The sequence below is a fragment of the Pseudomonas sp. 18-147 genome (genome assembly GCF_051048045.1).
In the GTDB taxonomy this organism is placed as follows: Bacteria; Pseudomonadota; Gammaproteobacteria; order Pseudomonadales; family Pseudomonadaceae; genus Pseudomonas; species Pseudomonas aeruginosa.
In genome coordinates, this window is the sequence record NZ_CP182296.1 from 962,278 (window position 1) to 984,734 (window position 22,457).

Below are 22,457 nucleotides of genomic sequence, written 5' to 3' on the forward strand. Positions count from 1 at the left end.
TATCCGCCCTACGCCGGGGTGGCTTTCCGTCTGCGGGGCGTCATCCCGCCAGCGACTGGGTGATCCGCCCGAGTGTCTCCATCGCCTTCTCCTGCCGCGCGCTCCACGGGTGCCCGTAGTTGAGCCGGGCGCAATGGGCGAAGCGGCGGGTGGCGGAGAAGATCGGCCCCGGGGCGAGGCTGATGCCCTGGGCCAGGGCCAGTTGGAACAGGCGCAGCGAGTCGACCGCCTCGGGCAACTCCAGCCAGAGGAAGTAGCCGCCGCTGGGACGGCTGACCCGGGTCTGCTCGGGGAAGTAACGCGCCACCGCCGCGAGCATGGCGTTCTGCTGGGTCTCCAGGGCGTAGCGCAGCTTGCGCAGGTGGCGGTCGTAGCCGCCGTGCTGGAGATAGTCGGCGATGGCCGCCTGGGCCGGGATCGACGCCGACAGGCTGGTCATCAGCTTCAGTCGCTCGATCTGCTCGGCGTAGCGTCCGCCGGCCACCCAGCCGACCCGGTAGCCCGGCGCCAGGCTCTTGGAGAAGGAACTGCAGTGCATCACCAGGCCTTCCTGGTCGTAGGCCTTGACCGGTTTCGGCGCCTGCTGGCCGAAGTACAGCTCGGCGTAGACGTCATCCTCGATCATCGGCACCTGGTGGCGCGCCAGCAGCTCGGCGAGGGCGCGTTTCTTCTCGTCGTCCATGCTCGCGCCCATCGGGTTCTGGAAGTTGCTCATGAACCAGCAGGCCTTGATCGGCAGGCGCTCCAGGCTGTCGGCGAGCACTTCCAGGTCGATGCCTTCGCGCGGATGCACGGGGATTTCCACCGCCTTCAGCTTCAACCGTTCCAGCACCTGCAGGGTGGCGTAGAACGCCGGCGCCTCGATGGCCACCAGGTCGCCGGGACGGGTGACCACCTGCAGGCAGAGGTTGAGTGCCTCCAGCGCGCCGTTGCTGATGACCAGTTCTTCCACCGGCAGCAGCAGGCCGCCGACCATGTAGCGCAGGGCGATCTGCCGGCGCAGGCCATGGTTGCCCGGCGTCATGTCGGCGACCACCGATTGCGGGTCCATGTCGCGCACCGCGTGGGCCATCGAGCGCGCCAGGCGCGGCAGGGGAAACAGTTGCGGACTGGGGAACGCCGAGCCGAAGGGTACGGTGTCCGGGTCCTTGATCGAACTGAGTACGGAGAACACCAACTCGCTGACGTCGACCTCGGTGGCGTCGGCCTGGCGCGGGCTGATCTCCGGTTCCGGCAGCGGCCGCTGCACGTGCTGGCAGACGAAGTAGCCGGAGCGTGCGCGGGCCATGATCAGCCCACGGCTTTCCAGCAGGTAGTAGGCCTGGAACACGGTGGAAGCGCTGACCCCGTAGGTACGGCTGGCGTGCCGTACCGAGGGCACCTTCTGCCCGGGGGCGAGGACGCCGGTGCGGATCAGCTCGGCAATCTCGTCGGCGAATTTCTCGTAGCGCTTCATCTTGTCCTGGCCGCTGTCCTGGCTGGCCGTGGGCACGGCCGCTGGCGCCCACTCTATGCGCGCCGGGACCGTGTTGTCATGCCTCATCGCGGCCTCCTCAGCGCGCCGGCGAAACGAAGGTGCTGGTGCTGCCGACCGCCAGGCTCGGGTCGTCGATGCCGCGCAGGCTGAACGCCAGCGGTTGCGAGCCGGCCCTGGCGCGTTCGGCGGTAGAGGCCACCGACACCGGGAAGTCGAGGATCTCGCCGGGCTTCAGGCTCAGGGTGTGCTCGCCCTGCAGGCGGAACTCCGGCGCGTCGTCGAGTTGCAGGCGATAGCGCTGCGGCTGCTGGGTCTTGTTGATGACCTTGAGGGTGTAGATGTTCTCGATCTGCCCGGCGGCGTTCTCGCGGAACAGCCCACGGTCGCGGGTCACGTCCAGCGAGGCCAGCGGGCGGGCATCCAGGGCGACGACGAAGGCGCCGATCATCGCCAGCATCACCGCCGCGTAGCCGACCAGGCGTGGACGCAGGAAGCGGGTCTGGCCACCTTCCAGGGCGCGTTCCGAGGTGTAGCGCACCAGGCCGCGTTCATAGCCCATCTTGTCCATGATCGAGTCGCAGGCGTCGACGCAGGCGGCGCAGCCGATGCAGGCGATCTGCAGGCCGTCGCGGATGTCGATGCCGGTGGGGCAGACCTGCACGCACTGCTGGCAGTCGATGCAGTCGCCGAGCCCCTGGGCGCGCGGATCGCTGCCTTTCTTGCGGGCGCCGCGGGACTCGCCGCGGGCGGCGTCGTAGGACACGATCAGGGTGTCCTTGTCGAACATCACGCTCTGGAAGCGCGAGTAGGGGCACATGTGGATGCACACCTGCTCGCGCAGCCAGCCGGCGTTGACATAGGTGGCGGCGGTGAAGAACAGCACCCAGAACAGGCTTTCCAGGTCCAGCTGGAAGCTGAACAGGTCGGCCACCAGCGGCCGCACCGGAGTGAAGTAGCCGATGAAGGTGATCGCCGTGACCAGGCTCACACCCAGCCACAGCGCGTGCTTGGCCGTTTTGCGCAAGAGCTTGGCGGCGCTCGCCGGACCCTGGTCGAGCTTGATCCGCGCATTGCGGTCGCCCTCGGTGACCTTTTCGCACCACATGAACACCCAGGTCCACACGCTCTGCGGGCAGGTATAGCCGCACCAGACGCGGCCGGCGAACACGGTGATGAAGAACAGGCCGAAGGCGGCGATGATCAGCAGCGCCGAGAGCAGGATGAAGTCCTGCGGCCAGAAGGTCGCGCCGAAAATGTAGAACTTGCGCTCGGGCAGGTCCCAGAGCACCGCCTGGCGGCCGTTCCAGTTCAGCCACAGGGTGCCGAAGAACAGCAGGAACAGCAGGCCGCCGCCGAGGCGGCGGAAGTTGCGGAACAGACCGGTGAAGCTGCGGGTGTAGATCGGGCCGTTCACCGCCGACGGCAGCTTGCCGGGCGCGGGCGGCTGTTTCGACGGAGCGGCCGGTACGGCGGGCTCGACCTGGATCGCGGGAATTCTTTCGCTCATTTTTCGTAGGCCCATCAGGCTGGAGAGGCGGTTGCGACTATAGGAACCGGCTGATGGGCGAAACAGCGGCAGATCGAGCGGGAAAAACCGTATCAGATGCCTCCGGAAAGCAGCGGCCCAGCATTGCCGCGGGTTACCGGGCGACCTCCGGCAGTACAGATATGCGCCCCGTGGCAACCGGTCGCAGGCGGCGCGAATTCGCCGTCGTCGGCCATCTGATGTGTTTTTTTCGGCGGAATCTGCCGCTGTTTCGCTGTCTGTACGCGGGCGATAGTGGGTGCCAGTGAACACCGGCCCATCCTGTCGCCAGAAACAGGGGCGCAGCCGGTTCCCGGTTTCTTCGCCACCCACCCTGCCCGTCATCGGTGGAGAAACCCTGTCGATGAGGGCTTTGCGATGTACCAGTACGATGAATACGACCAGGCGCTGGTGAGCGAGCGGGTGGCGCAGTTCCGCGACCAGATCGCCCGCCGCCTCGACGGCGAACTGAGCGAGGAGGAGTTCCTCCCGCTGCGCCTGCAGAACGGCCTGTACCTGCAGAAGCACGCCTACATGCTGCGCGTGGCGATTCCCTACGGCACCCTGTCGGCGCCGCAACTGCGCGCCTTGGCGCACGTCGCCCGGCACTACGACCGCGGCTACGGGCACTTCACCACGCGGCAGAACATCCAGTTCAACTGGATCGAACTGGAGCAGGTCGGCGATATCCTCGAACACCTCGCTGGCGCGCAGATGCACGCGATCCAGACCTCCGGCAACTGCGTGCGCAACATCACCACCGAAGCCTTCGCCGGGGTCGCCGCGGACGAATGGACCGACCCCCGGCCGCTGGCCGAGATCCTGCGCCAGTGGTCGACGGTGAACCCGGAGTTCCTGTTCCTCCCGCGCAAGTTCAAGATCGCCCTCAGTTCGGCGGTGGAAGACCGCGCCGCGGTGCAGATGCACGACATCGGCCTGTACCTTTACCGCCACCCCGACGCCGGCGAGTTGCGCCTGCGGGTCCTGGTCGGCGGCGGCCTGGGACGCACGCCGATGCTCGGCCAGGTGATCCGCGACGACCTGCCCTGGCAGCACCTGTTGTCCTACGTCGAGGCGATCCTGCGGGTCTACAACCGCTACGGCCGGCGCGACAACAAGTACAAGGCGCGGATCAAGATCCTGGTCAAGGCGCTGGGCATCGAGGCTTTCGCCCGCGAGGTGGAGGAAGAGTGGCAGCACCTGCGCGACGGCCCGGCGCAACTGACTGCCGAGGAGTGCCAGCGGGTCGCCGAGCGCTTCGTATTGCCGCGCTACCTGCCGCCGGCCGACGGCGAGCTGGCCTACGGCAGCGCCCGTGCGGCCGATCCGGCCTTCGCCCGCTGGGCCTCGCGCAACGTCCAGGCGCACAAGGTGCCGGGCTACGCCTCGGTGGTGCTGTCGACCAAGCCCGGCGCCAGCGCGCCGCCGGGCGACGTCACCGCGGAGCAGATGGAACGCGTCGCCGACTGGGCCGAGCGCTACGGTTTCGGCGAGATCCGCGTGGCCCACGAACAGAACCTGGTGCTCCCCGACGTGCGCCTGGAGAACCTCCACGCGCTGTGGCGCGAGGCCTGCGCAGCCGGCCTCGGCACGCCTAACCAGGGCCTGCTCAGCGACATCATCGCTTGTCCCGGCGGCGACTACTGCGCGCTGGCCAACGCCAAGTCGATCCCCATCGCCCAGGGCATCCAGCAGCGCTTCGAGGACCTCGACCACCTGCACGACATCGGCGAGCTGAGCCTGAACATCTCCGGCTGCATGAACGCCTGCGGCCACCACCACATCGGCAACATCGGCATCCTCGGCGTCGACAAGAGCGGCAGCGAGTGGTACCAGGTCACCCTCGGCGGCGCCCAGGGCAAGGACAGCGCGCTGGGCAAGGTGATCGGGCCATCGTTCAGCGCCGCCGAGGTGCCGGCGGTGATCGAACGGATCGTCGAAACCTTCACCGACCTGCGGGTCGGCCCGGAACGTTTCATCGACACCTTCAACCGGGTCGGCCTGGAGCCGTTCAAGGCCCGGGTCTACGCCAGGATGGAGGAACCGGCATGAACAACCTGATCCGTTTGCGCGATGGCGTCGCCGAGGTCTGCCGCGACGATCCCTGGCAACTCCTGCGCGAGTTGCCCGACGCGCTGCCGCCGGGGCCGTTGCTGCTGCCTCTGGCGGCCTGGCTGGAGCGCCGCGGCGAGGCCGGAGCCGCCGCGCCCTGGCTGGCGCCGGACGATGAGGTGGAGGCCTTGCTGCCGCACTTCGCCGAGCTGCCGCTGATCGCCGTCGACTTCCCCAGCTTCCGCGACGGTCGTGGCTACAGCCTGGCCTACCTGCTGCGCGTGCGCCTGGGGTGGAGCGGCGAGTTGCGCGCAGTGGGCGACGTGTTGCGCGACCAGCTCAGCCATATGCGCCAGTGCGGCTTCGATGCCTTCGCGGTGCGCGAGGACAAGAACGTCGAGGATGCGCTCAAGGGGCTGGCGGGCTTGAGCGTGCTCTACGGCCGCTCGGCGATCGAGCCGCGACCGTTGTTCCGCCGACGCTAGGCATACGCCCCCGGACCGACGCCGATACCTGCCGCAACGCCGACCTGGCCCCTCTCCCGCAGCGGGAGCGGGGCGCACCCCTCAGCCGTAGACCGAGGAACTGGCGGACGGCGCCGGCGCGCCGCCCTTGAAGCGCCCCGCCAGCTCGCGCAGCGAACGCATCAGCAGGCTGGTGTCCACGCCCACCGCGACGAACGCGCAGCCCAGCTCCAGGTAGCGCCGCGCCAGTGTCTCGTCGGCGGAGAGGATGCCGGCGGCCTTGCCGGCCGTGCGGATGCGGTGGATGGCGTCCTCTATGGCCGCCTGCACCTCGGGATGGCCTGGATTGCCGCGATGGCCCATGGCTGCGCTGAGGTCGGCCGGACCGATGAACACGCCGTCGACGCCCTCGACGGCGGCGATCGCGTCGAGGTTGGCCAGGCCCTCCAGGTTTTCCACCTGGACCAGCAGGCACATCTGCTCGTCGGCGTGGTTCAGGTACTCCGCCACGCTGTTCCAGCGCGAGGCCCGGGCCAGCGCACTGCCGACCCCGCGTACGCCCGCCGGCGGATAGCGCACGGCGCGCACCAGCCCTTCGGCCTGGGCGGCGCTGTCGACCATCGGTACCAGCAGGGTCTGCGCGCCGATGTCGAGCAATTGCTTGATCAGCGCAGTGTCGCCCTGCACCGGGCGGATCACCGGCTGGCCGGGGTAGGGCGCCAGCGCCTGCAACTGGCCGAGCAGGCTGCGCAGGTCGTTGGGCGCGTGCTCGCCGTCCAGCAGCAGCCAGTCGAAGCCGGCGTTGGCGGCCAGCTCCGCGCAGTAGGGATCGGCCAGGCCGAGCCACAGGCCGATCTGCGCCTCGCCGCTGCGCAGGCGTTGCTTGAAGCGATTGACGGGCAGGTCCATGGAAATGCCTCCTCAGACGAAACGGCAGGAGATGCTGCCGAGCAGGTCGTAGTCGACGTGGAAGGTGTCCCCCGGCGCGGCCGCCACCGGGCGGGTGAAGGAGCCGCCGAGGATCACCTGGCCGGCCTCCAGGCAGACGCCGTAGGGCGCCAGCTTGTTGGCCAGCCAGGCGACGCCCTTGGCCGGGTGGTTGAGCACCGCGGCGGAGACGCCAGACTCCTCGATCACGCCATTGCGGTAGAGGATCGCCGGTACCCGCCGCAGGTCGATATCGCCTGGCCGTACGGCCCGGCCGCCCATCACCACGCCGGCGTTGGCGGCGTTGTCGGAGATGGTGTCGAAGACCTTGCGCGTGACTTTCGTTTGCGGGTCGACCTGCTGGATGCGCGCATCGATGATCTCCAGCGCCGGGATCACCCACTCGGTGGCCTCGAGCACGTCGAACAGGGTGCAGCCCGGTCCCTTCAGCGGCTTGCCGAGGATGAACGCCAGCTCCACCTCGACCCGCGGCACGATGAAGCGCTGGAAGGGGATGTCGCTGCCCTCCTCGAAGAACATGTCGTCGAGCAAGGCGCCGTAGTCCGGCTCGCTGATATTCGACGAGACCTGCATGGCGCGCGAGGTCAGGCCGATCTTGTGGCCCTTGAGCACGCGCCCGTCGGCGATCTTGCGCTCGACCCAGGCGCGCTGGATGGCGTAGGCGTCCTCGATGGCGATGTCCGGGTAGTCGAGGGAGAACTGCCTTACCTGCTGGCGCGAGCGTTCGGCGGCGTCGAGGCGGTTGGCGGCTTCCTGGATCAGACGGGGATCGAGCATGGTCGGGGTCTCTCGGTTCAGCGTGGGTTGACCACGGCGGCGGGGGTCCGCAGGACCAGGCCGGCGCCGAGGGCGATGAGGATGGCCAGCAGGTACAGGGCCAGGCTGGCGCTCTGGGTGGTGTCGCGCATCCAGCCGATCAGGTAGGGCGCGAGGAAGGCGGCGATGCTGCCGAAGGAACTGATCAGGGCGATTCCGGCGGCCAGGGTGGCGCTGGAAAGGAAGGCCGGCGGCAGTTGCCAGAACATCGGCAGGGCGGCGCTGGCGCCCATCCCGGCGATCACCAGGCCGCCCATCACCAGCCAGGCGCTGGTCGGTGCCAGGGCCGCCAGGCTGAGCCCGGCGGCGGCCATCAGCAACGGAATGCCCAGGTGCCAGCGGCGCTCGCGCAGGCGGTCGGAGGAACGGCCGATGAAGATCATGAAGGCGCAGCCGGCGAGATAGGGCACCGCGCTGAGCATGCCGATGCGGCTGTCCTGGGCGATGCCGGCGCCGTGGATCAGGCTCGGCATCCAGAACGCGATGGTGTTCACCGCCAGCATCACCGCGAAATAGATCGCCACCAGCAGCCACACCTGCGGATTGCTGAAGATGCCGGAGAAGGAGGTGATGGTCTTGCGCTGCTCCTCGCCGGCCAGTTCCTCGCGCAGCAGGTGCTTCTGTTCGTCGCTGAGCCACGTCACCCGTTCGAAGCTTTCCGGCAGCGAGCACCAGACCACCACGCCGAGCAACACAACCGGCAGGCCTTCGATCAGGAACATCCACTGCCAGCCGCGCAGTCCGAGGGCGTCATGGAAGCCTTCTAGGATCCAGCCCGAAAGCGGTCCGCCGATCACCCCGGCCATGGGCACGGCGATGGCGAACAGGGCGGTGATCTGCCCGCGTCGGCGCGCCGGGAACCAACGGTTCAGGTAGACCAGGATACCGGGGAAGAAGCCGGCCTCGGCGACCCCCAGGAGAAAGCGCAGCAGGTAGAAGCCGCGCGCGGTCTCCACCAGCAGCATGGCGGTGGAGAGACAGCCCCAGACCAGCATCAGGCAGGCGATCCAGCGGCGCGGGCCGATCCGTTCCAGCATCAGGTTGCTGGGCAGGCCGAACAGCGCATAGGCGATGAAGAACAGCCCGGCGCCGAGACCGTAGACGGTGTCGCTGAAGTGCAGGTCGGCGCTCATCTGCAATTTGGCGAAACCGATGTTGATGCGGTCCAGATGGGCGAAGACGTAGCACACCAGCAGCAGCGGCATCAGCCGCCAGGTGACGCGGTCGTGGGTGCTGTCGCTGAGAGGCAGGGTGGTGCTGTTCAGGGTGCTGGCTGTGCTCATGATCTTGTACTTTTTGTGAGCGCCCGGACGTCCCGGCGACCTGTCGGTGGCCGGGAGGCGAGCTGGGTGAGTGCAGCGTTATGGCGGGCCGGTCAGTCCGCCGGGTTGTTCAGGAATTCATGCACGTTGTTGCGCTTGTAGTTCAGCTCCGCGTCCAGTTCGGTGAGTTCGAAGGACAGCGCCAGCAGGCGTCGCGCCTGGAGCTCGGCGAAGTGCGCGGTGATCACCTCGAAAAGTGCCTCGGCGACTTGCCGGCGAGTCTCCAGGTCGCGACCGGCGCCGACTTTCAGGGTCATGTGGACGAAGGCGTAGTCGTGCTTGCCGTCGGCCATGCGCCAGGTGTCCAGGCGCACGCCGCGGCTGCGGATGCCGCCGAGCGGGAAAACGCCGCTGGCGCCAAGGCAGGCATGGACCTTCTCGAACAGGCCGGGCAGGTCGGCTTCGGCTTCGATGTTGTCGGTGTATTCGGCGATGAAGTGCGGCATGGTGGCGTCCTCAGAGGCGGCTGGCGCAACTGGCGCCGGCCGGGTTGCCGGCTTGGGCGGCGGGAATCGCCGAGCCGTCCTGGGCGGTGACCGGGAATACCGCGTTGATCTGCCCGGTGCCGGAGGAGCCGAAGTAGGGCGTCACCACCTCCGCCTTGCCGTCGTAGGCCGACCAGCCGAGGGCGCCGAGGAGCATCGCGGTATCGTGCATGAAGCCTTCGCCATGGCCCTTGGAGGCGTACTCCGGGAGCATCCCGCAGAATTCCGCCCAGCGGCCTTCCTGCCACATCTGCACGACTTCATGGTCGAGGACCTCGAGGAACGGGCTCCAGATGCGGTCGGAGAAGTCCGGCGCCTGGCCGTTCTGGGCGAAGCGGTGGGACAGTGAGCCGCTGGCGAGGAACGCCACCGTGCCGTCGTAGTGCTCTTCCACCGCCTTGCGCATGGCCCAGCCCAGGCGCGCGCTGTCGTTCAGGTAATGCACGGTGCACAGGGCGGAGACCGAGACCACCTTGAAGTGGCGGTCCTGGTTCATGTAGCGCATCGGTACCAGGGTGCCGTACTCCGGGCCGAGGGTAGTGGCGTCGTGGGCCAGGGTCTCCACGCCGAGCGCGTTGCAGCCTTCGGCGAGGATGCGGCCCAGCTCCGGGTTGCCGGGGAAGCCGTACTCCATGTTGGCGATGAAGTGCGGCAGCTCGTTGCTGGTGTAGAGCCCCTCGAAGTGCGGCGCGCAGTTGATGTGGTAGCCGGCGTTGACCAGCCAATGGGTGTCGAACACCACGATGGTGTCGACCCCCAGTTCGCGGCAGCGCCGGCCGATCTCGCGGTGCCCGTCGATCGCCGGCTGGCGGCAGCCGTGGCGCGGGCCGGGCAGCTCGGATAGGTACAGCGAGGGTACGTGGGTGATCTTGGCAGCCAGAGCGACTTTGCCCATGACGATTCTCCTGGTGGCCCGTTGGGCCTGGCAGCGGGCGCGGCCGCTGGCGGCTGGCCCGGATTCTTCTGATTGTGTCTGCACGCCGGCGCTGCTGGCGGCCTCGGGCGGCCGCTCTGCACGAGCGCGCCCTACACGCCCCAGCGGGGGATGTGATGGCTGCCCATGGATATACACACGTTCTTGATCTCGGCGAATACCTCGAAGCTGTATTCCCCGCCTTCGCGTCCGGTGCCCGAGGCCTTCACCCCGCCGAACGGCTGGCGCAGGTCACGCACGTTCTGGCTGTTGATGAAGACCATCCCGGCCTCGATGCCGCGTGCCAGGCGATGGGCCTTGCCGATGTCCTGGGTCCAGATGTAGGAGGCCAGGCCGTATTCCACGTCGTTGGCCAGGCGCAGCGCCTCGGCTTCGTCCTTGAACGGGATCAGGCAGACCACCGGGCCGAAGATCTCCTCCTGGGCGATGCGCATGCGGTTGTCCACGTCGGCGAACACCGTGGGCTGGATGAACTGCCCCTTGCTCAGGTGCGCCGGCAGGCCGGCCGGACGCTCCAGGCCGCCGGCCACCAGGGTGGCGCCTTCCTCGAGGCCGATGCGGATGTAGCCGGTGACCTTGTCGTAGTGGGCCTGGGTGATCATCGAGCCGACCTGGGTCTTCGGGTCCTGCGGATCGCCGACGATCAGGCGCCTGGCGCGCGCGGCGAACTCGGCGACGAACTGCGGGTAGACGCTTTCCTGGACGAAGATGCGACTGCCGGCGGTGCAGCGCTCGCCGTTCAGCGAGAAGATGGTGAACAGCGCGGCGTCCAGCGCCCGCTCGAGGTCGGCGTCTTCGAAGACCAGCACCGGCGACTTGCCGCCCAGTTCCATCGAGTACTTCTTGATCCCGGCCGCCTCCATGATTCGTCGCCCCGTGGCGGTGCCGCCGGTGAAGGACACCGCGCGCACGTCGCGGTGGCGGACCAGCGCGTCACCGGCGCTGGCGCCGTAGCCCTGGACCACGTTGAACACCCCCGGCGGAATGCCCGCCTCGTGCACCAGGCGGCCCAGCTCGTTGGCGGTCAGCGGCGACAGCTCGGACATCTTCAGCACCGCCGTGTTGCCCAGCGCCAGGCACGGCGCGGTCTTCCAGGTGGCGGTCATGAACGGTACGTTCCACGGCGAGACCAGGCCACAGACGCCCACCGGCTGGTACAGGGTGTAGTTGAGCATCTGGTCGTCGACCGGATAGCTGTGCCCGTTCATCCGCGTGCAGACTTCGGCGAAGAACTCGAAGTTGTGCGAGGCGCGCGGGATCAGCACGTTCTTCGTCTGGTGGATCGGCAGGCCGGTGTCGAGGGTCTCAAGTTCCGCCAGGTGCGGCACGTTCCGGTCGATCAGCTCGCCGAGCCGGCGCATCAGGCGCGCGCGCTCCTTGGCCGGGGTATTGGCCCATTTCGGGAAGGCTTCCCGGGCCGCCGCCACCGCCGCGTCGATTTCCGCCGCGCCGCCGCTGGCGACCTCGCCGATCAGCTCGCCGGTGGCCGGGTTGTAGTTCTCGAAGACGTCCTTGCTTTCGACCTCGCGGCCATTGATCCAGTGTTTGATCATTCTGCGTGCTCCTGTGCGCGGGCGCGGAAGAATTCGGCCTCGCTGACGATTCGGTTGACCAGGCGACCGACGCCTTCCACCTCCACCACCACTTCGTCGCCGGGTACCACGTCGGACAGGCCTTCCGGGGTGCCGGTGGCGATCATGTCGCCCGGCTGCAGGGTCATGAAGCTGGAGAAGTATTCGATCAGGTAGGGGATGTCGAAGATCATGTCCGCGGTGCTGCCTTCCTGGCGCAGCTCGCCGTTGACCCAGGTGCGCAGGGTCAGCCGGTTCGGCTCGGGAACCTCGGCCGCGTCGACGATCCACGGCCCCACCGGGGTGGTGGCGTCGCGGTTCTTCACCCGCAGGTTGGGCCGGTAGTAGTTCTCCAGGTAGTCGCGGATCGCGTAGTCGTTGCACACCGTGTAGCCGGCCAGGTAGCCGAGGGCGTCCTCGCGGCGGACGTTGCGCGCCGGCTTGCCGATCACCGCTACCAGTTCGCACTCGTAGTGCATGTAGTCGACGTTGTCCGGACGCCAGCTGACCTGGCAGTGGCCGGTGTAGGTGCCCGGCGACTTGATGAACGCCAGCGGTTCGCTGGGCGCCTTGAACGACAGTTCGGCGGCATGGTCGGCGTAGTTCAGGCCGAGGGCGAACATGCTCCCGGTGGCCGGCGGCAGCCACTCCACCCGGTCCTCGGCGAGCAGGGTGCCGTCGGCCAGGCGGACGGCGTTGGCGTCTTCCACGGTGACCTGGTGAACCCGGCCCTGGTAGCGGATGCGTGCGTGTTTCATGGTCGGTTCCTCATTCCGCGACGATGCTGTTGGCGAGGCGGCCGAGGCCGTCGATCTCGACCTCGACGCGGTCGCCGGGATGCACGTCGACGCGCCCTTCGGGGGTGCCGGTGATCAGCACGTCGCCGGCGTGCAGGGTCATGAACTCGCTGATCTCGGCGATCAGCCGCGGGATGTCGCGCACCAGGTTGGCGGTGTTGTTGCGTTGGCGCAGTTCGCCGTTGACGTACAGCTTCAGCTCCAGCGCATGGGGATCGGCGATCTCTTGCGCCGGCACCAGTTGCGGACCGAACGGGCAGAAGCCGTCGCGGCACTTGGCTTTCACCGCCGGACGGTAGTAGCTGTCTTCCGGCAGGCTGAACTCGTTGACGATCACGTAGCCGGCGACATGCGCCATGGCCTCTTCCTCCTTCACCCGGCTGGCGTCGCGAGCGATCACCACGCCCAGCGCCGGGCCCGGTTGCAGGCGCTCGACGCCGCGCGGGAAGAGCACCGGGGCGTCGTGCTCGTTGCGGGTATTCGGTGTCTTGATGAACAACACCGGCTTCACTGGCGGCTTCTGGTAGGGCGGCTGCTGGAACTCCGGCAGGCGGCTGTCGAGCAGGCCCTTGTAGTTCAGCGCGACGCCGAACAGGGTGCCGGCGGCGACGTCATTCAGTGCGCGGCTCATTGTGGTGGTGTCTCCTGGCGCGATAAGCGAACGGCGAGGGGGCCGTCCTGGCGAAAACTCGTTAATGTGTTAACGTTATATTTAACATGTTAATGATCGTCAACCCCGGTTGCTGCGCCATTCGTCCCGGGGAGGTGGCAAGAGGCGCCGTCTGCGGTATACGGATGCCCGCGACGGCTTGCGTGCGCAGCCGGGAAGAACAACAAAGAGAAGATCGCCATGCCAGAGCGCCAGCCGATCCCCAACATCAACATCGGGCAGGTCTACGACCAGCGCTATGCCGACGCCGAGGTGCACTACGATGCGCTGGGCAACCTGGCCGGATTCTTCGGCCGTAACATGCCGGCGCACCGGCACGACCGTTTCTTCCAGGTGCACTACGTGAAGAACGGCGCGGTGCGGGTCTATCTCGACGAGCGCCAGTACCTGGAGTCGGGGCCGATGTTCTTCCTCACCCCGCCGACCGTGCCGCACGCCTTCGTCACCGAGGCGGACGCCGATGGCCATGTGCTGACCGTGCGCCAGCAACTGGTGTGGAGCCTCACCGAGGCCGAGCCGGGCCTGGCGCCCGGCCCGCAGGTGGCGCCGGCCTGTGTGGCGCTGGGCAACCTGGAGGGCGGCGCGGCCGAGGAGGCGGCGCGCCTGGCGCTGCTCTTCGAGCAGTTGCGCAGCGAGTCGATGGCCAGCCGTCCTGGCCGCCAGCAGACGCTGCTGGCGCTGACCCGCCTGGTCATGATCAGCCTGCTGCGTCTCTCGGCCAATTCGGTGGCTGCGCGGCTGATGCGCCACGAAGACCTGCAGATCTTCCAGCGCTTCAACGCGCTGATCGAGGAGCGCTATGCCGAGCACTGGCCGCTGTCGCTCTACGCCAGCCGGATCGGCGTCACCGAGGCGCGCCTCAACGACGTCTGCCGGCGCATCGCCGACCTGCCGTCGAAGCGCCTGGTGTACGAACGGCTTATGCAGGAGTCCAAGCGCCTGCTGCTGTTCACCGGCGGCTCGGTGAACGAGATCTGCTACCAGCTCGGCTTCAAGGACCCGGCCTACTTCAGTCGTTTCTTCGTGCGTTACGCAGGGCTTACCCCCAGCGCTTACCGCCAGCGACAGGCCGACGGGGAGTCCCGTCGCTGAGCGGGTGGGCGGGTATACTCGCGCTCCCACTCGAACAGGAAGCGTTTCTCCATGCATGATGCAGCCACCTCCATGCCGCCGCAGGCTCCCTCCACCTGGGCCGACTACCTTGCCGGCTACCGCTGGCGAGGGCAGGGCGAAGGATGTTCCGCGGCCACGGTCCACCGCCTGGAGGCTGCGCGGCGGCCGACCCTGTTCGTCAAGCAGGAAGTGCTGTCCGCACATGCCGAGCTGCCCGCCGAAATCGCCCGCCTGCGCTGGCTGCACGGGGCCGGCATCGATTGCCCGCAGGTGCTGAACGAAACCCAGAGCGACGGCCGGCAATGGCTGCTGATGAGCGCAGTGCCGGGGGACACGCTGTCCGCGCTGGCGCAGCGCGGCGAGCTGGAGCCCGAGCGCCTGGTGCGCCTGGTGGCCGCCGCCCTGCGCCGGCTGCACGATCTCGATCCGGCTGCCTGTCCCTTCGACCATCGCCTGGAACGGCGCCTGGACACCGTGCGCCAGCGGGTCGAGGCCGGGCTGGTGGACGAGGCGGACTTCGACGACGACCATCGCGGTCGCAGCGCCACGGAGCTGTACCGCCTGCTGCTCGACCGGCGTCCGGCGGTCGAAGACCTGGTGGTCGCCCATGGCGACGCCTGCCTGCCAAATCTGCTGGCGGAGGGGCGGCGCTTCAGCGGCTTCATCGATTGCGGCCGGCTCGGCGTCGCCGACCGGCACCAGGACCTGGCCTTGGCCGCGCGGGACATCGAGGCCGAACTCGGCGCGGCCTGGGCCGAGGCCTTCCTCGTCGAATACGGCGGCGATATCGACGGCGAACGGCTGGCGTACTTCAGGCTATTGGACGAGTTCTTCTAGAGTAGGGCCGGTTCGGATCCGGTGCGGATTCGGCCTGTCTTTGCACGGAAACGGGGTACGACGGCACCCGCCATCGCGTCTTTTCTTGACGGCTCCGTAGAGTCGCCGGTTCAGTTCAGCCGGTACTGCGCCAGTTCCTTCGCCGAAAGCACGCGCATCCGTTTGGGATCGGTGCTTTGCATGGCCTGTACCAAGGTGTTGGGGATATCCATTTCGCGGAAGTAGGCGGCGGAGTCGTAGCGCATGCCGTTGGCCGAGCGCGAGTGCAGCGAGTCGCCGTGGGCGTAGTAGGGACGGTGCAGGCCGACGTAGCCGCGTACGGTCTTGCGCTTGCCGGCCGCCAGCAGGTAGACGCAGGTGCCCTGGCAGACGCTGCTCGACGGCACCAGCGCGTCGAAGCCGGATTCGCGCAGCAGGCGGCCCATGCGGATCGCCTCCGGCACGCTGCCGCCGATGCTGTTCAGCAGGAGCAGCTTACGCGAGTAGGTTCCCGGATTGTTGCGCAAACCCTTGAGCAGCGTCTCGTAGTCGCCCGGCGCGATCTCCTCCGAGACGCGGACCGTCAGCACCCGCCCCATGCTCTTGTGTTGCAGCGAATGCACTTCGACCCTGGCCAGTGCGGGAGTCGCGCAGAACACGGCGAGGCAGGCGAGGACGGTCCGGAGGCGGAGGCGGGGCATGGAACGGGGCGATCCTGTCAGACGGCGATGGCTGCCGAAGATACCTGCAAGCGTTGCATTGTGCACGGTCCTCGTCGTCAGGACGAGGAGCCGGTCTCCGCCTGGCGCACCGGCAGGCGCAGGCAGAAGGTGATGACGTCGTCGCGGCAGTCCACGTCGATACGCCCCTGGTGGGCCTGGGCGATGGCCTGGGAGATGTACAGGCCGATACCGAGGCCGTTGCGGTTGCGCTGGTTGTCCGCCGACTCGCGCTTGAACGGTTCGAACAGGTTGGCCAGTTGCGCTTCGGAGAGGCCGCTGGTTTCGTTGAGCACGCTCAGGCACACCTCGTCGCCCTGGCGGGTCAGGGTGACCAGCACCGGCCGGCCGGGCAGGCCGTGATGACGGGCGTTGCTCAGCAGGTTGGCGGCGACCTGGGCGTAGCGGTCCGGGTCGACCACGGCACGAACCTGCGGGTCGATGGCGATCTCGATCACCAGGCCGGGATAGGCGACGTCGGTTTCGCAGACGATCTGCCGCACCAGTTGCGAGACGTCGGTGTCGACCGGGTTCACGGTGAGGCCGATGCCCGATTGCAGGCGGCTCATGTCGAGGATCTGGCTGACCAGCCGTTCCATGCGGCTGCTGGACGCGGAAATGTGTTGGCGCAGTTCGGTGGTGCGGGTGTCGCTGGACGACAGCAGGGCCGCCGCCATGGAGATCGACTGCAACGGGTTGCGCAGGTCGTGGCCGAGCACCGCGATCAGGCGCTGGCGCATGCGGTCGACCTCGGCCGCATGGTTGAGACACAGTTCCATCAGGTCCAGGCGCAGCTTTTCGGCGATCGCCAGGTCGGTTTCGCTCCAGGGCGTGGAGTGGCCGCGGACCACCTCCTCCCAGGCCTCGAACGAGCCGCGCGGGGTCAGCCGCGGACCGGACGGGCCGATGGTCAACAGCTTTTCCGGCTTGCCGCCCCAGCGGATGCGGTGCACTTCCTCGTGGCGGAACCAGAAGATCCAGCCCGATTCCTGGCGGTGGAAACGGATCGCCAGCACACCGCAGCAGTCGCCGCCGTCCGGAGAGTCCACGCTGGGCTGCGGCCAGTTGTCGGTGTGGTAGATGTCCCGTTCCGGGTCGCGCTGCAGGCGTTGCAGGACATTCCCGGCCTGGCGCTCGAAGTCGCCGCGGATGCTCAGGGTGCGGCCGCCGAGCATGACCAGGGCGCCGTCGCAGGGAATCAGTGCGGCGATGCCATCGTCCGGGTGGGCCAGTGCGCCGAACAGGTCGTCGGCGTCCCGCGCGCGGCGAGCCAGGGCCAGCCTGCGCTCGGTGGACACGCGCAGCAGTTCGGCGATACGCCCCTGCTCCAGGCGCTCGACGATGGCGCTGCAGACCTGGGAGAAGATCTGGAACGACATGCGCACCGGGTAGGGAATCAGCTTGGGCGACATGTGATGGCAGGAGAACAGTCCCCAGAGCTTGCCGCCGACCACGATGGAGATGCTCATCGAGGCGCGCACGCCCATGTTGGTCAGGTATTCGCAGTGGATCGGCGAAACGCTGCGCAGCACGCTGTAGCTGAGATCGAACGATTCGTTGGTCTCCGGGTTCAGCGCGGGAAACACGCGCATCGGCGTATAGGCCACGTCGGCGATCAGCCTGATCGGGTTCTGGATGTACAGGCGACGCGCCTGGGCCGGGATGTCCGAGGCCGGGTAGCGTTGCCCCAGGTAGCTTTCGAGGTCTTCGCGACGGCTCTCGGCGACCACCTCGCCGGAGTCGTCATGGCGGAAACGGTAGGCCATCACCCGGTCGTAGCCGGTCATCCGGCGCAGTTCGTCGGTGACGTTGCTGAGCAGGCTGGCGGTGTCGTTGTGCAACTGGACCTGGGCGATGATGCGCTGGGCGTTGAGGGTGAAGGAGGTGATCGACAGCGTGTCCGCGGTGCGGATCTCGAACTCCAGGTAGAACACTTCCTTGTAGCTGTGGCCGATCACGTCGAACAGGTGTTCGCCGATCCGCGTCTCGACGCTGTTCGACCATGGGCCGTTGCCGGTCAGTCCCTCTTCGAGCATGCGCAGGACCTCCGGCCCCACCTGCTCCTGCGTCAGGTAGGAACCCGGCGAGGCGACGAAACCCAGTAGCGCCTGGATGTTCTCGCTTGCCGCGAGGACCATGCCGTCCGCGCGCAGGGCGATCAGCGCCCCGTGCGGCTGGATCGCGCCAGGCACGTGGATGGGTTCGTCCTCGCAGTTCGCCAGGGTAACCGGGGTGATGCTCGTCATCTATCGTCCAGCCTGGTCTCCAGGCAGTCAGGCTTCGTCGAGAACCCATCGACGAAACGAAAGGAATGTAGCCTGTGCCGCATCCTGCGCAAGGCCGATGGCTTCGGGGCTGTCGATCTGCCGGGCGAGCTGTTCGAGAAACTCCTGCCAGCGCACCCCGGTTGCCTGGCCGTAGCCCTGCAACCACTGTAGCGGCAGACCGGGCAGGCGTGGAGCTAGTCGTTTGTAGAGATACGCGCCGCCCAGCGTCGCGCCTTCCATCACGTAGGCCACCCCGAAGACCTCCGCGGCCCGTGTCGCATTCGGCAGGTCGGCGCAGCGCGGTAGCGCCTCCACCTGCGCGCGGCTCATGCCGCCGGCCAGCAGGTCGCTTTCCAGCCAGGCGCTCTTGACCAGCCGCGCTTCGGCCCGCAGCGCCGCCGGCCAGCCGCTGCGGTTGTCGCGCAGCGCGCGCTCCAGGGGTTCGAGCCAGCCAAGGATGCGTCCGGCATGGTCGAGGTAGGCGCGGTCGTCGAGATCGTCGTCGCCCAACGGCGAACGGCGGTCCAGTTCTGCGTGCAGGTCACGGGTGGCGTCGCGGAGTGCGGCGAGGGCTGGCGATGGAGATGGGGACATGAGGTCAGGGCCAGCGATTCGAGGCATGAACGGAAAAGAGTAGCAGGAAGCCGTACGCCCGGCTCGGAATAAATGGGCATCCCCGCGCGCGGCGCAGGGATGCCGGAGCGGGCGCGCTCAGGCCGCCTCGGTCTGCACCACCCGGTAGCAGGGGACGTAGGCCGCGCCGCCGGGCAGCTTCATCCGGTGCTGCTTGACGAAGGCCTGCAGCAGGCGGTCCAGCGGCAGCATCACCGCCGGGTCGCCGTGGATCTCGTAGGGCCCGTATTGCTCGATCATGCGGATGCCGTTGTCCTTGACGTTGCCGGCGACGATCCCGGAAAACGCGCGGCGCAGGTTGGCCGCCAGTTCGTGGGGCGGCAGGCTGCGGCTGAGCTGGAGGCTGGCCATGTTCTCGTGGGTCGGCTCGAACGGGCGCTGGAAGCTTTCATCGATCTTCAGCATCCAGTTGAAGTGGAAGGCGTCGTTGCGCTCGCGGCGGAACTGCTTCACTTCCTTCAGGCCCTGGGCCATCTGCTTGGCCACCTCGGCCGGGTCGTCGATGACGATCCGGTAGTGGCGCTGCGCCGCATGGCCGAGGGTCGCCCCGACGAATTCATGGAGCTGCTGCAGGTAGGCTTCGGCGCTGCGGGGACCGGTGAGGATGACCGGGAAGGGCAGGTCCTGGTTGTCCGGGTGCATGAGGATGCCCAGCAGGTAGAGGAACTCCTCCGCGGTCCCGGCGCCGCCGGGGAAGATGATGACCCCGTGGCCGACGCGGACGAAGGCTTCCAGGCGCTTCTCGATGTCCGGCAGGATCACCAGTTCGTTGACGATCGGGTTCGGCGCCTCGGCGGCGATGATCCCCGGCTCGGTCAGGCCCAGGTAGCGGCCGCCGACGATGCGCTGCTTGGCGTGGCTGATGGTGGCGCCCTTCATCGGCCCCTTCATCACCCCCGGTCCGCAGCCGGTGCAGACATCCAGGCTGCGCAGGCCGAGTTCGTGGCCGACCCTCTTGGTGTACTTGTATTCCTCGCTGCTGATCGAGTGGCCGCCCCAGCACACGACGATCTTCGGCTCGACGCCGGGGCGCAGCGTACGGGCGTTGCGCAGCAGCTGGAAGACGTAGTCGGTGAGGCCCTGGGAACTGTCCAGGTCGACGTGCTGGCTGTCCAGCCCGCTCTGGGTATAGACGATGTCGCGCAGGGCGCTGAACAGCATCTCGCGAGTACTGGCGATCATCTCGCCATCGACGAAGGCGTCGGCCGGCGCGTTGATCAGCTCCAGGCGCACGCCGCGGTCCTGCTGGTGGATACGCACCTCGAAGTCCTTGTAGGCGTCGAGGATGGTCTTGGCGTTGTCGCTGTGGGCGCCGGTATTGAGGATCGCCAGGGCGCACTGGCGGAACAGTTGGTAGGTCTTGCCGTTGGCGGTTTCGCTCAGTTGTTGCACTTCGCGTTGGGAGAGGGTTTCCAGCGTGCCTTTCGGACTGACCGAGGCGTTGATCACAGGGCGATGAGACATGTGCGATTCCATGCAGGGGATGCGGCGGCGTAGAAGAGCCGCGGCATCCGGATAAGGGAGCGCCGGGCAGGTTGCGTGCCGGGGGAGAGGGCGATCAGCCGTCGGAGTGGGGCGACGAGGCAACCGTGCGCTGGGGCTTGGCTCCAGGGTCTTGGTTAAATGTAATAGCGAGAACCTGACTGATCTGACAAGGAAAATCTCGAATTTATCTGTCGCCGGCCTGGCACCGGGGAAATCCTGCCACTAGCCGTGGACGAAAAGATCCGGCATCGGCTGGGATAATCGACTCTTCTCCTGATATCGTTGCGTTTCCGCCGGATGCTCGGCCAGTCGAAGGGAGGAACGAAGCATGTCGTATGAACAGTCCAGCAGCGTACCTAGCGACTTTCTTTCCTCCTTTTTCCAAGAGCCTGTCATCCATGATCGAACTCAGAACCATCACCCGCGACGATTGGGAAACCTGCATTGACCTGAAGGTCGCCCGCCACCAGGCGCACTTCGTCGCTTCCAACCTCTATTCGCTGGCCCAGAGCCGCTTCCTGCCGGGGTTCCGCGCGGTCGGCATCCACCACGGCGGGCGCATGGTCGGCTTCGCCCTCTACGGCCCCGACGCCGACGACGGCCACTACTGGCTCTACCGCCTGATGATCGACCGCCGCTACCAGGGCAAGGGGCATGGCCGCGCCGCCCTGCAACGGATCATCGCCAGCGTGCGCCGGACGAGGCGGCGCAGCGATCGCCTGATGGTCGCCTACGCCGTCGACAACGATGTGGCCCGCCAGCTTTATCGGGATGCCGGCTTCGTCGAACAGGGCCTCGCGCCCTGGGGCGAGACGATGGCCTGCCTGATGCTGCCGGAGCCGTCCCATCGCTCCGGGAAGGTCGCCGGAGCGCCGGGCGGGCGTGCAGCGCACGGCGTCCCGGCGTAGAATCGCGGGATTCGGCAGTTCCCTCCAATACCTATAACGACCATCCAACGCACATCGCCGCCCCGGACCCTTGCGTCCGGGGCGTTTTCCGTCGTGCGTGGCGAGGGTCGCGGGACCTGCCCGTCCGCCCCCTGCTCCGGAACCGAACGCCCCATGGACAGCACCTCCGAAACCCGCAGCGGCAGCTGGCTGAGCGTGATCGCCCTGGCCCTGGCCGCCTTCATCTTCAACACCACGGAGTTCGTCCCGGTCGGCCTGCTCAGCGACATCGGCCACAGCTTCGAGATGCCCACCTCGCAGGTCGGCCTGATGTTGACCATCTATGCCTGGGTGGTGTCGCTGGCCTCGTTGCCGATGATGCTGCTGACCCGCAATATCGAGCGGCGCAAGCTGCTGGTCGGGGTATTCCTGCTGTTCATCGCCAGCCACGTGCTGTCCGGGCTGGCCTGGAGCTTCCAGGTGCTGATGCTCAGCCGGATCGGCATTGCCTTCGCCCACGCGGTGTTCTGGGCCATCACCGCTTCGCTGGCGGTGCGCGTGGCGCCGCCGGGACAGCAGGCCAAGGCGCTAGGGCTGCTGGCCACCGGCACCACCCTGGCGATGGTCCTGGGCATCCCGCTGGGGCGGGTGGTCGGCGAGGCCCTGGGCTGGCGTACCACCTTCATGGCCATCGCCGGACTCTCGGTGCTGACCCTGCTCTACCTGGCGCGCTCCCTGCCGCTGCTGCCAAGCCAGAACTCCGGTTCCCTGCGCAGCCTGCCGATGCTGTTCCGACGCCCGGCGCTGGTCTGCCTGTACGTGCTGACCGTGGTGGTGATCAGCGCCCAGTTCACCGCCTACAGCTACATCGAGCCCTTCGCCAAGCAGGTGGCGCGGATGAGCGGCGAGGCGACCACCCTGCTGCTGCTGTTGTTCGGCGGCGCCGGGATCTTCGGTTCGATCCTCTTCAGCCGCTACAGCGAGGCTTTCCCGCGAGGCTTCCTGCTGGCCGCGATCCTCGTCTTGGGCAGCAGCCTGGCGCTGCTGTTGCCGCTGTCCGCGCAGCCGACCTGGCTGATGGCGCTCAGCCTGCTCTGGGGCATGTCGATCATGTGCTTCGGCCTGGCCCAGCAGTCCCGCGTCCTGCGCCTCGCCTCGGACGCCACCGACGTGGCCATGGCGCTGTTCTCCGGCCTGTACAACGTCGGAATCGGCGCCGGCGCGCTGCTCGGCAGCGTGGTCAGCGAACGCATGGGCCTGGCCTCGATCGGCAACGTCGGCGCCGTGCTGGCGCTGGCCGGCCTGCTGCTCGCCCTGTTCGCCGCACTGCGCTACGCGGAGGCGCTGAAAAGCACGTCGTTGTGAGCGGTCATACCTGGGGTCGGATGATTCGGCGGAGGAATCCGCCCGCTTGATCTAGTCTTCTGGGACGAAAAGGCGCAGGGAGTGCGGGATTGCCCCGCGCCGGGCCGGCGC

General features: G+C 67.7%; 20 protein-coding genes. 6 read left to right on the top strand and 14 right to left on the bottom strand.

Annotated elements, in window-relative coordinates:
- Positions 1-40: 40 nt before the first annotated feature.
- Positions 41-1,456 (bottom strand): GntR family transcriptional regulator MpaR, encoded by a 1,416-nt coding sequence (mapR, locus tag ACM0M4_RS04595; protein WP_003113004.1) that lies wholly within the window; start codon positions 1,454-1,456, stop codon positions 41-43.
- Positions 1,457-1,553: 97 nt separating this feature from the next.
- On the bottom strand, positions 1,554-3,275 hold the full coding sequence (ccoG, locus tag ACM0M4_RS04600; RefSeq protein WP_010895670.1) for a cytochrome c oxidase accessory protein CcoG: 1,722 nt from the start codon (positions 3,273-3,275) through the stop codon (positions 1,554-1,556).
- 105 nt (positions 3,276-3,380) lie between these two features.
- Between ccoG and ACM0M4_RS04605 the strand changes: the two genes are divergently transcribed.
- Both ACM0M4_RS04605 and ACM0M4_RS04610 read left to right on the top strand, forming a co-directional pair.
- Positions 3,381-5,054, top strand: coding sequence for a nitrite/sulfite reductase (locus ACM0M4_RS04605; RefSeq protein ID WP_003113006.1), 1,674 nt, complete (start codon positions 3,381-3,383; stop codon positions 5,052-5,054).
- The gene (locus ACM0M4_RS04610) at positions 5,051-5,539 is read left to right on the top strand and encodes a DUF934 domain-containing protein (RefSeq protein WP_003093457.1); all 489 of its coding nucleotides are present in this window, start codon (positions 5,051-5,053) and stop codon (positions 5,537-5,539) included. The genes ACM0M4_RS04605 and ACM0M4_RS04610 overlap by 4 nt, the downstream gene beginning before the upstream one ends.
- Before the next feature lie 81 nt (positions 5,540-5,620).
- Here the strand turns inward: ACM0M4_RS04610 and hpaI are convergent, their stop codons facing one another.
- The 8 genes from hpaI to ACM0M4_RS04650 all read right to left on the bottom strand — a co-directional run bounded on the left by hpaI (position 5,621) and on the right by ACM0M4_RS04650 (position 13,022).
- A complete protein-coding gene (hpaI, locus tag ACM0M4_RS04615; protein WP_003113007.1) occupies positions 5,621-6,427 on the bottom strand; it encodes a 4-hydroxy-2-oxoheptanedioate aldolase in 807 nt (268 codons plus the stop codon).
- A 12-nt stretch (positions 6,428-6,439) separates the two neighbouring features.
- Positions 6,440-7,243, bottom strand: coding sequence for a 2-oxo-hept-4-ene-1,7-dioate hydratase (gene hpaH, locus ACM0M4_RS04620; protein WP_003101261.1), 804 nt, complete (start codon positions 7,241-7,243; stop codon positions 6,440-6,442).
- A gap of 17 nt (positions 7,244-7,260) precedes the next feature.
- Entirely contained in the window at positions 7,261-8,565 is a 1,305-nt protein-coding gene (locus ACM0M4_RS04625; RefSeq protein WP_003101263.1) for an MFS transporter, read from the bottom strand.
- Positions 8,566-8,657: 92 nt separating this feature from the next.
- On the bottom strand, positions 8,658-9,050 hold the full coding sequence (locus ACM0M4_RS04630) for a 5-carboxymethyl-2-hydroxymuconate Delta-isomerase (RefSeq protein WP_003093450.1): 393 nt from the start codon (positions 9,048-9,050) through the stop codon (positions 8,658-8,660).
- Positions 9,051-9,060: 10 nt separating this feature from the next.
- Positions 9,061-9,984 (bottom strand): 3,4-dihydroxyphenylacetate 2,3-dioxygenase, encoded by a 924-nt coding sequence (gene hpaD, locus ACM0M4_RS04635; protein ID WP_003093449.1) that lies wholly within the window; start codon positions 9,982-9,984, stop codon positions 9,061-9,063.
- Between the two features lie 131 nt (positions 9,985-10,115).
- The gene (gene hpaE, locus ACM0M4_RS04640; RefSeq protein ID WP_003110130.1) at positions 10,116-11,576 is read right to left on the bottom strand and encodes a 5-carboxymethyl-2-hydroxymuconate semialdehyde dehydrogenase; all 1,461 of its coding nucleotides are present in this window, start codon (positions 11,574-11,576) and stop codon (positions 10,116-10,118) included.
- Complete coding sequence (locus tag ACM0M4_RS04645; RefSeq protein ID WP_016263086.1) at positions 11,573-12,352, bottom strand: fumarylacetoacetate hydrolase family protein; 780 nt, start codon at positions 12,350-12,352, stop codon at positions 11,573-11,575. Before ACM0M4_RS04645 ends, hpaE begins: the two co-directional genes overlap by 4 nt.
- 10 nt (positions 12,353-12,362) lie before the next feature.
- On the bottom strand, positions 12,363-13,022 hold the full coding sequence (locus tag ACM0M4_RS04650) for a fumarylacetoacetate hydrolase family protein (RefSeq protein WP_003093446.1): 660 nt from the start codon (positions 13,020-13,022) through the stop codon (positions 12,363-12,365).
- Between the two features lie 219 nt (positions 13,023-13,241).
- On the opposite strand from ACM0M4_RS04650, the gene hpaA reads away from it, so the two are divergent.
- Positions 13,242-14,153 (top strand): 4-hydroxyphenylacetate catabolism regulatory protein HpaA, encoded by a 912-nt coding sequence (gene hpaA, locus ACM0M4_RS04655; RefSeq protein ID WP_023128581.1) that lies wholly within the window; start codon positions 13,242-13,244, stop codon positions 14,151-14,153.
- A gap of 51 nt (positions 14,154-14,204) precedes the next feature.
- Positions 14,205-15,011: an aminoglycoside O-phosphotransferase APH(3')-IIb gene (locus ACM0M4_RS04660; protein WP_003113011.1), complete on the top strand. Its 807-nt coding sequence runs from the start codon at positions 14,205-14,207 to the stop codon at positions 15,009-15,011.
- Positions 15,012-15,121: 110 nt separating this feature from the next.
- Here the strand turns inward: ACM0M4_RS04660 and ACM0M4_RS04665 are convergent, their stop codons facing one another.
- From ACM0M4_RS04665 to ppnN, 4 genes are all read right to left on the bottom strand, one after another.
- Entirely contained in the window at positions 15,122-15,691 is a 570-nt protein-coding gene (locus ACM0M4_RS04665; protein ID WP_054375912.1) for a hypothetical protein, read from the bottom strand.
- Positions 15,692-15,768: 77 nt separating this feature from the next.
- Positions 15,769-17,955, bottom strand: a complete 2,187-nt coding sequence (gene bphP / locus ACM0M4_RS04670; protein WP_003121929.1) for a bacteriophytochrome BphP — start codon at positions 17,953-17,955, stop codon at positions 15,769-15,771.
- A gap of 27 nt (positions 17,956-17,982) precedes the next feature.
- A complete protein-coding gene (locus tag ACM0M4_RS04675; protein WP_003121930.1) occupies positions 17,983-18,570 on the bottom strand; it encodes a biliverdin-producing heme oxygenase in 588 nt (195 codons plus the stop codon).
- Between the two features lie 117 nt (positions 18,571-18,687).
- On the bottom strand, positions 18,688-20,073 hold the full coding sequence (gene ppnN, locus ACM0M4_RS04680; RefSeq protein ID WP_003093432.1) for a nucleotide 5'-monophosphate nucleosidase PpnN: 1,386 nt from the start codon (positions 20,071-20,073) through the stop codon (positions 18,688-18,690).
- 419 nt (positions 20,074-20,492) lie between these two features.
- On the opposite strand from ppnN, the gene ACM0M4_RS04685 reads away from it, so the two are divergent.
- Both ACM0M4_RS04685 and ACM0M4_RS04690 read left to right on the top strand, forming a co-directional pair.
- A complete protein-coding gene (locus tag ACM0M4_RS04685) occupies positions 20,493-21,002 on the top strand; it encodes a GNAT family N-acetyltransferase (protein ID WP_003101282.1) in 510 nt (169 codons plus the stop codon).
- 153 nt (positions 21,003-21,155) lie between these two features.
- Positions 21,156-22,346 (top strand): sugar transporter, encoded by a 1,191-nt coding sequence (locus ACM0M4_RS04690; protein ID WP_003119093.1) that lies wholly within the window; start codon positions 21,156-21,158, stop codon positions 22,344-22,346.
- The last annotated feature ends 111 nt before the right edge of the window (positions 22,347-22,457 follow it).

What these genes read in the sequence shown, in the direction of transcription:
- mapR (WP_003113004.1), bottom strand. Translation starts at nt 1,456, where the DNA reads ATGAAGCGCTACGAGAAATTCGCCGACGAGATTGCCGAGCTGATCCGC.
- ACM0M4_RS04605 (WP_003113006.1), top strand. Translation starts at nt 3,381, where the DNA reads ATGTACCAGTACGATGAATACGACCAGGCGCTGGTGAGCGAGCGGGTG.
- ACM0M4_RS04610 (WP_003093457.1), top strand. Translation starts at nt 5,051, where the DNA reads ATGAACAACCTGATCCGTTTGCGCGATGGCGTCGCCGAGGTCTGCCGC.
- hpaI (WP_003113007.1), bottom strand. Translation starts at nt 6,427, where the DNA reads ATGGACCTGCCCGTCAATCGCTTCAAGCAACGCCTGCGCAGCGGCGAG.
- hpaH (WP_003101261.1), bottom strand. Translation starts at nt 7,243, where the DNA reads ATGCTCGATCCCCGTCTGATCCAGGAAGCCGCCAACCGCCTCGACGCC.
- ACM0M4_RS04625 (WP_003101263.1), bottom strand. Translation starts at nt 8,565, where the DNA reads ATGAGCACAGCCAGCACCCTGAACAGCACCACCCTGCCTCTCAGCGAC.
- ACM0M4_RS04630 (WP_003093450.1), bottom strand. Translation starts at nt 9,050, where the DNA reads ATGCCGCACTTCATCGCCGAATACACCGACAACATCGAAGCCGAAGCC.
- hpaD (WP_003093449.1), bottom strand. Translation starts at nt 9,984, where the DNA reads ATGGGCAAAGTCGCTCTGGCTGCCAAGATCACCCACGTACCCTCGCTG.
- hpaE (WP_003110130.1), bottom strand. Translation starts at nt 11,576, where the DNA reads ATGATCAAACACTGGATCAATGGCCGCGAGGTCGAAAGCAAGGACGTC.
- ACM0M4_RS04645 (WP_016263086.1), bottom strand. Translation starts at nt 12,352, where the DNA reads ATGAAACACGCACGCATCCGCTACCAGGGCCGGGTTCACCAGGTCACC.
- ACM0M4_RS04650 (WP_003093446.1), bottom strand. Translation starts at nt 13,022, where the DNA reads ATGAGCCGCGCACTGAATGACGTCGCCGCCGGCACCCTGTTCGGCGTC.
- hpaA (WP_023128581.1), top strand. Translation starts at nt 13,242, where the DNA reads ATGCCAGAGCGCCAGCCGATCCCCAACATCAACATCGGGCAGGTCTAC.
- ACM0M4_RS04660 (WP_003113011.1), top strand. Translation starts at nt 14,205, where the DNA reads ATGCATGATGCAGCCACCTCCATGCCGCCGCAGGCTCCCTCCACCTGG.
- ACM0M4_RS04665 (WP_054375912.1), bottom strand. Translation starts at nt 15,691, where the DNA reads ATGCCCCGCCTCCGCCTCCGGACCGTCCTCGCCTGCCTCGCCGTGTTC.
- bphP (WP_003121929.1), bottom strand. Translation starts at nt 17,955, where the DNA reads ATGACGAGCATCACCCCGGTTACCCTGGCGAACTGCGAGGACGAACCC.
- ACM0M4_RS04675 (WP_003121930.1), bottom strand. Translation starts at nt 18,570, where the DNA reads ATGTCCCCATCTCCATCGCCAGCCCTCGCCGCACTCCGCGACGCCACC.
- ppnN (WP_003093432.1), bottom strand. Translation starts at nt 20,073, where the DNA reads ATGTCTCATCGCCCTGTGATCAACGCCTCGGTCAGTCCGAAAGGCACG.
- ACM0M4_RS04685 (WP_003101282.1), top strand. Translation starts at nt 20,493, where the DNA reads ATGATCGAACTCAGAACCATCACCCGCGACGATTGGGAAACCTGCATT.
- ACM0M4_RS04690 (WP_003119093.1), top strand. Translation starts at nt 21,156, where the DNA reads ATGGACAGCACCTCCGAAACCCGCAGCGGCAGCTGGCTGAGCGTGATC.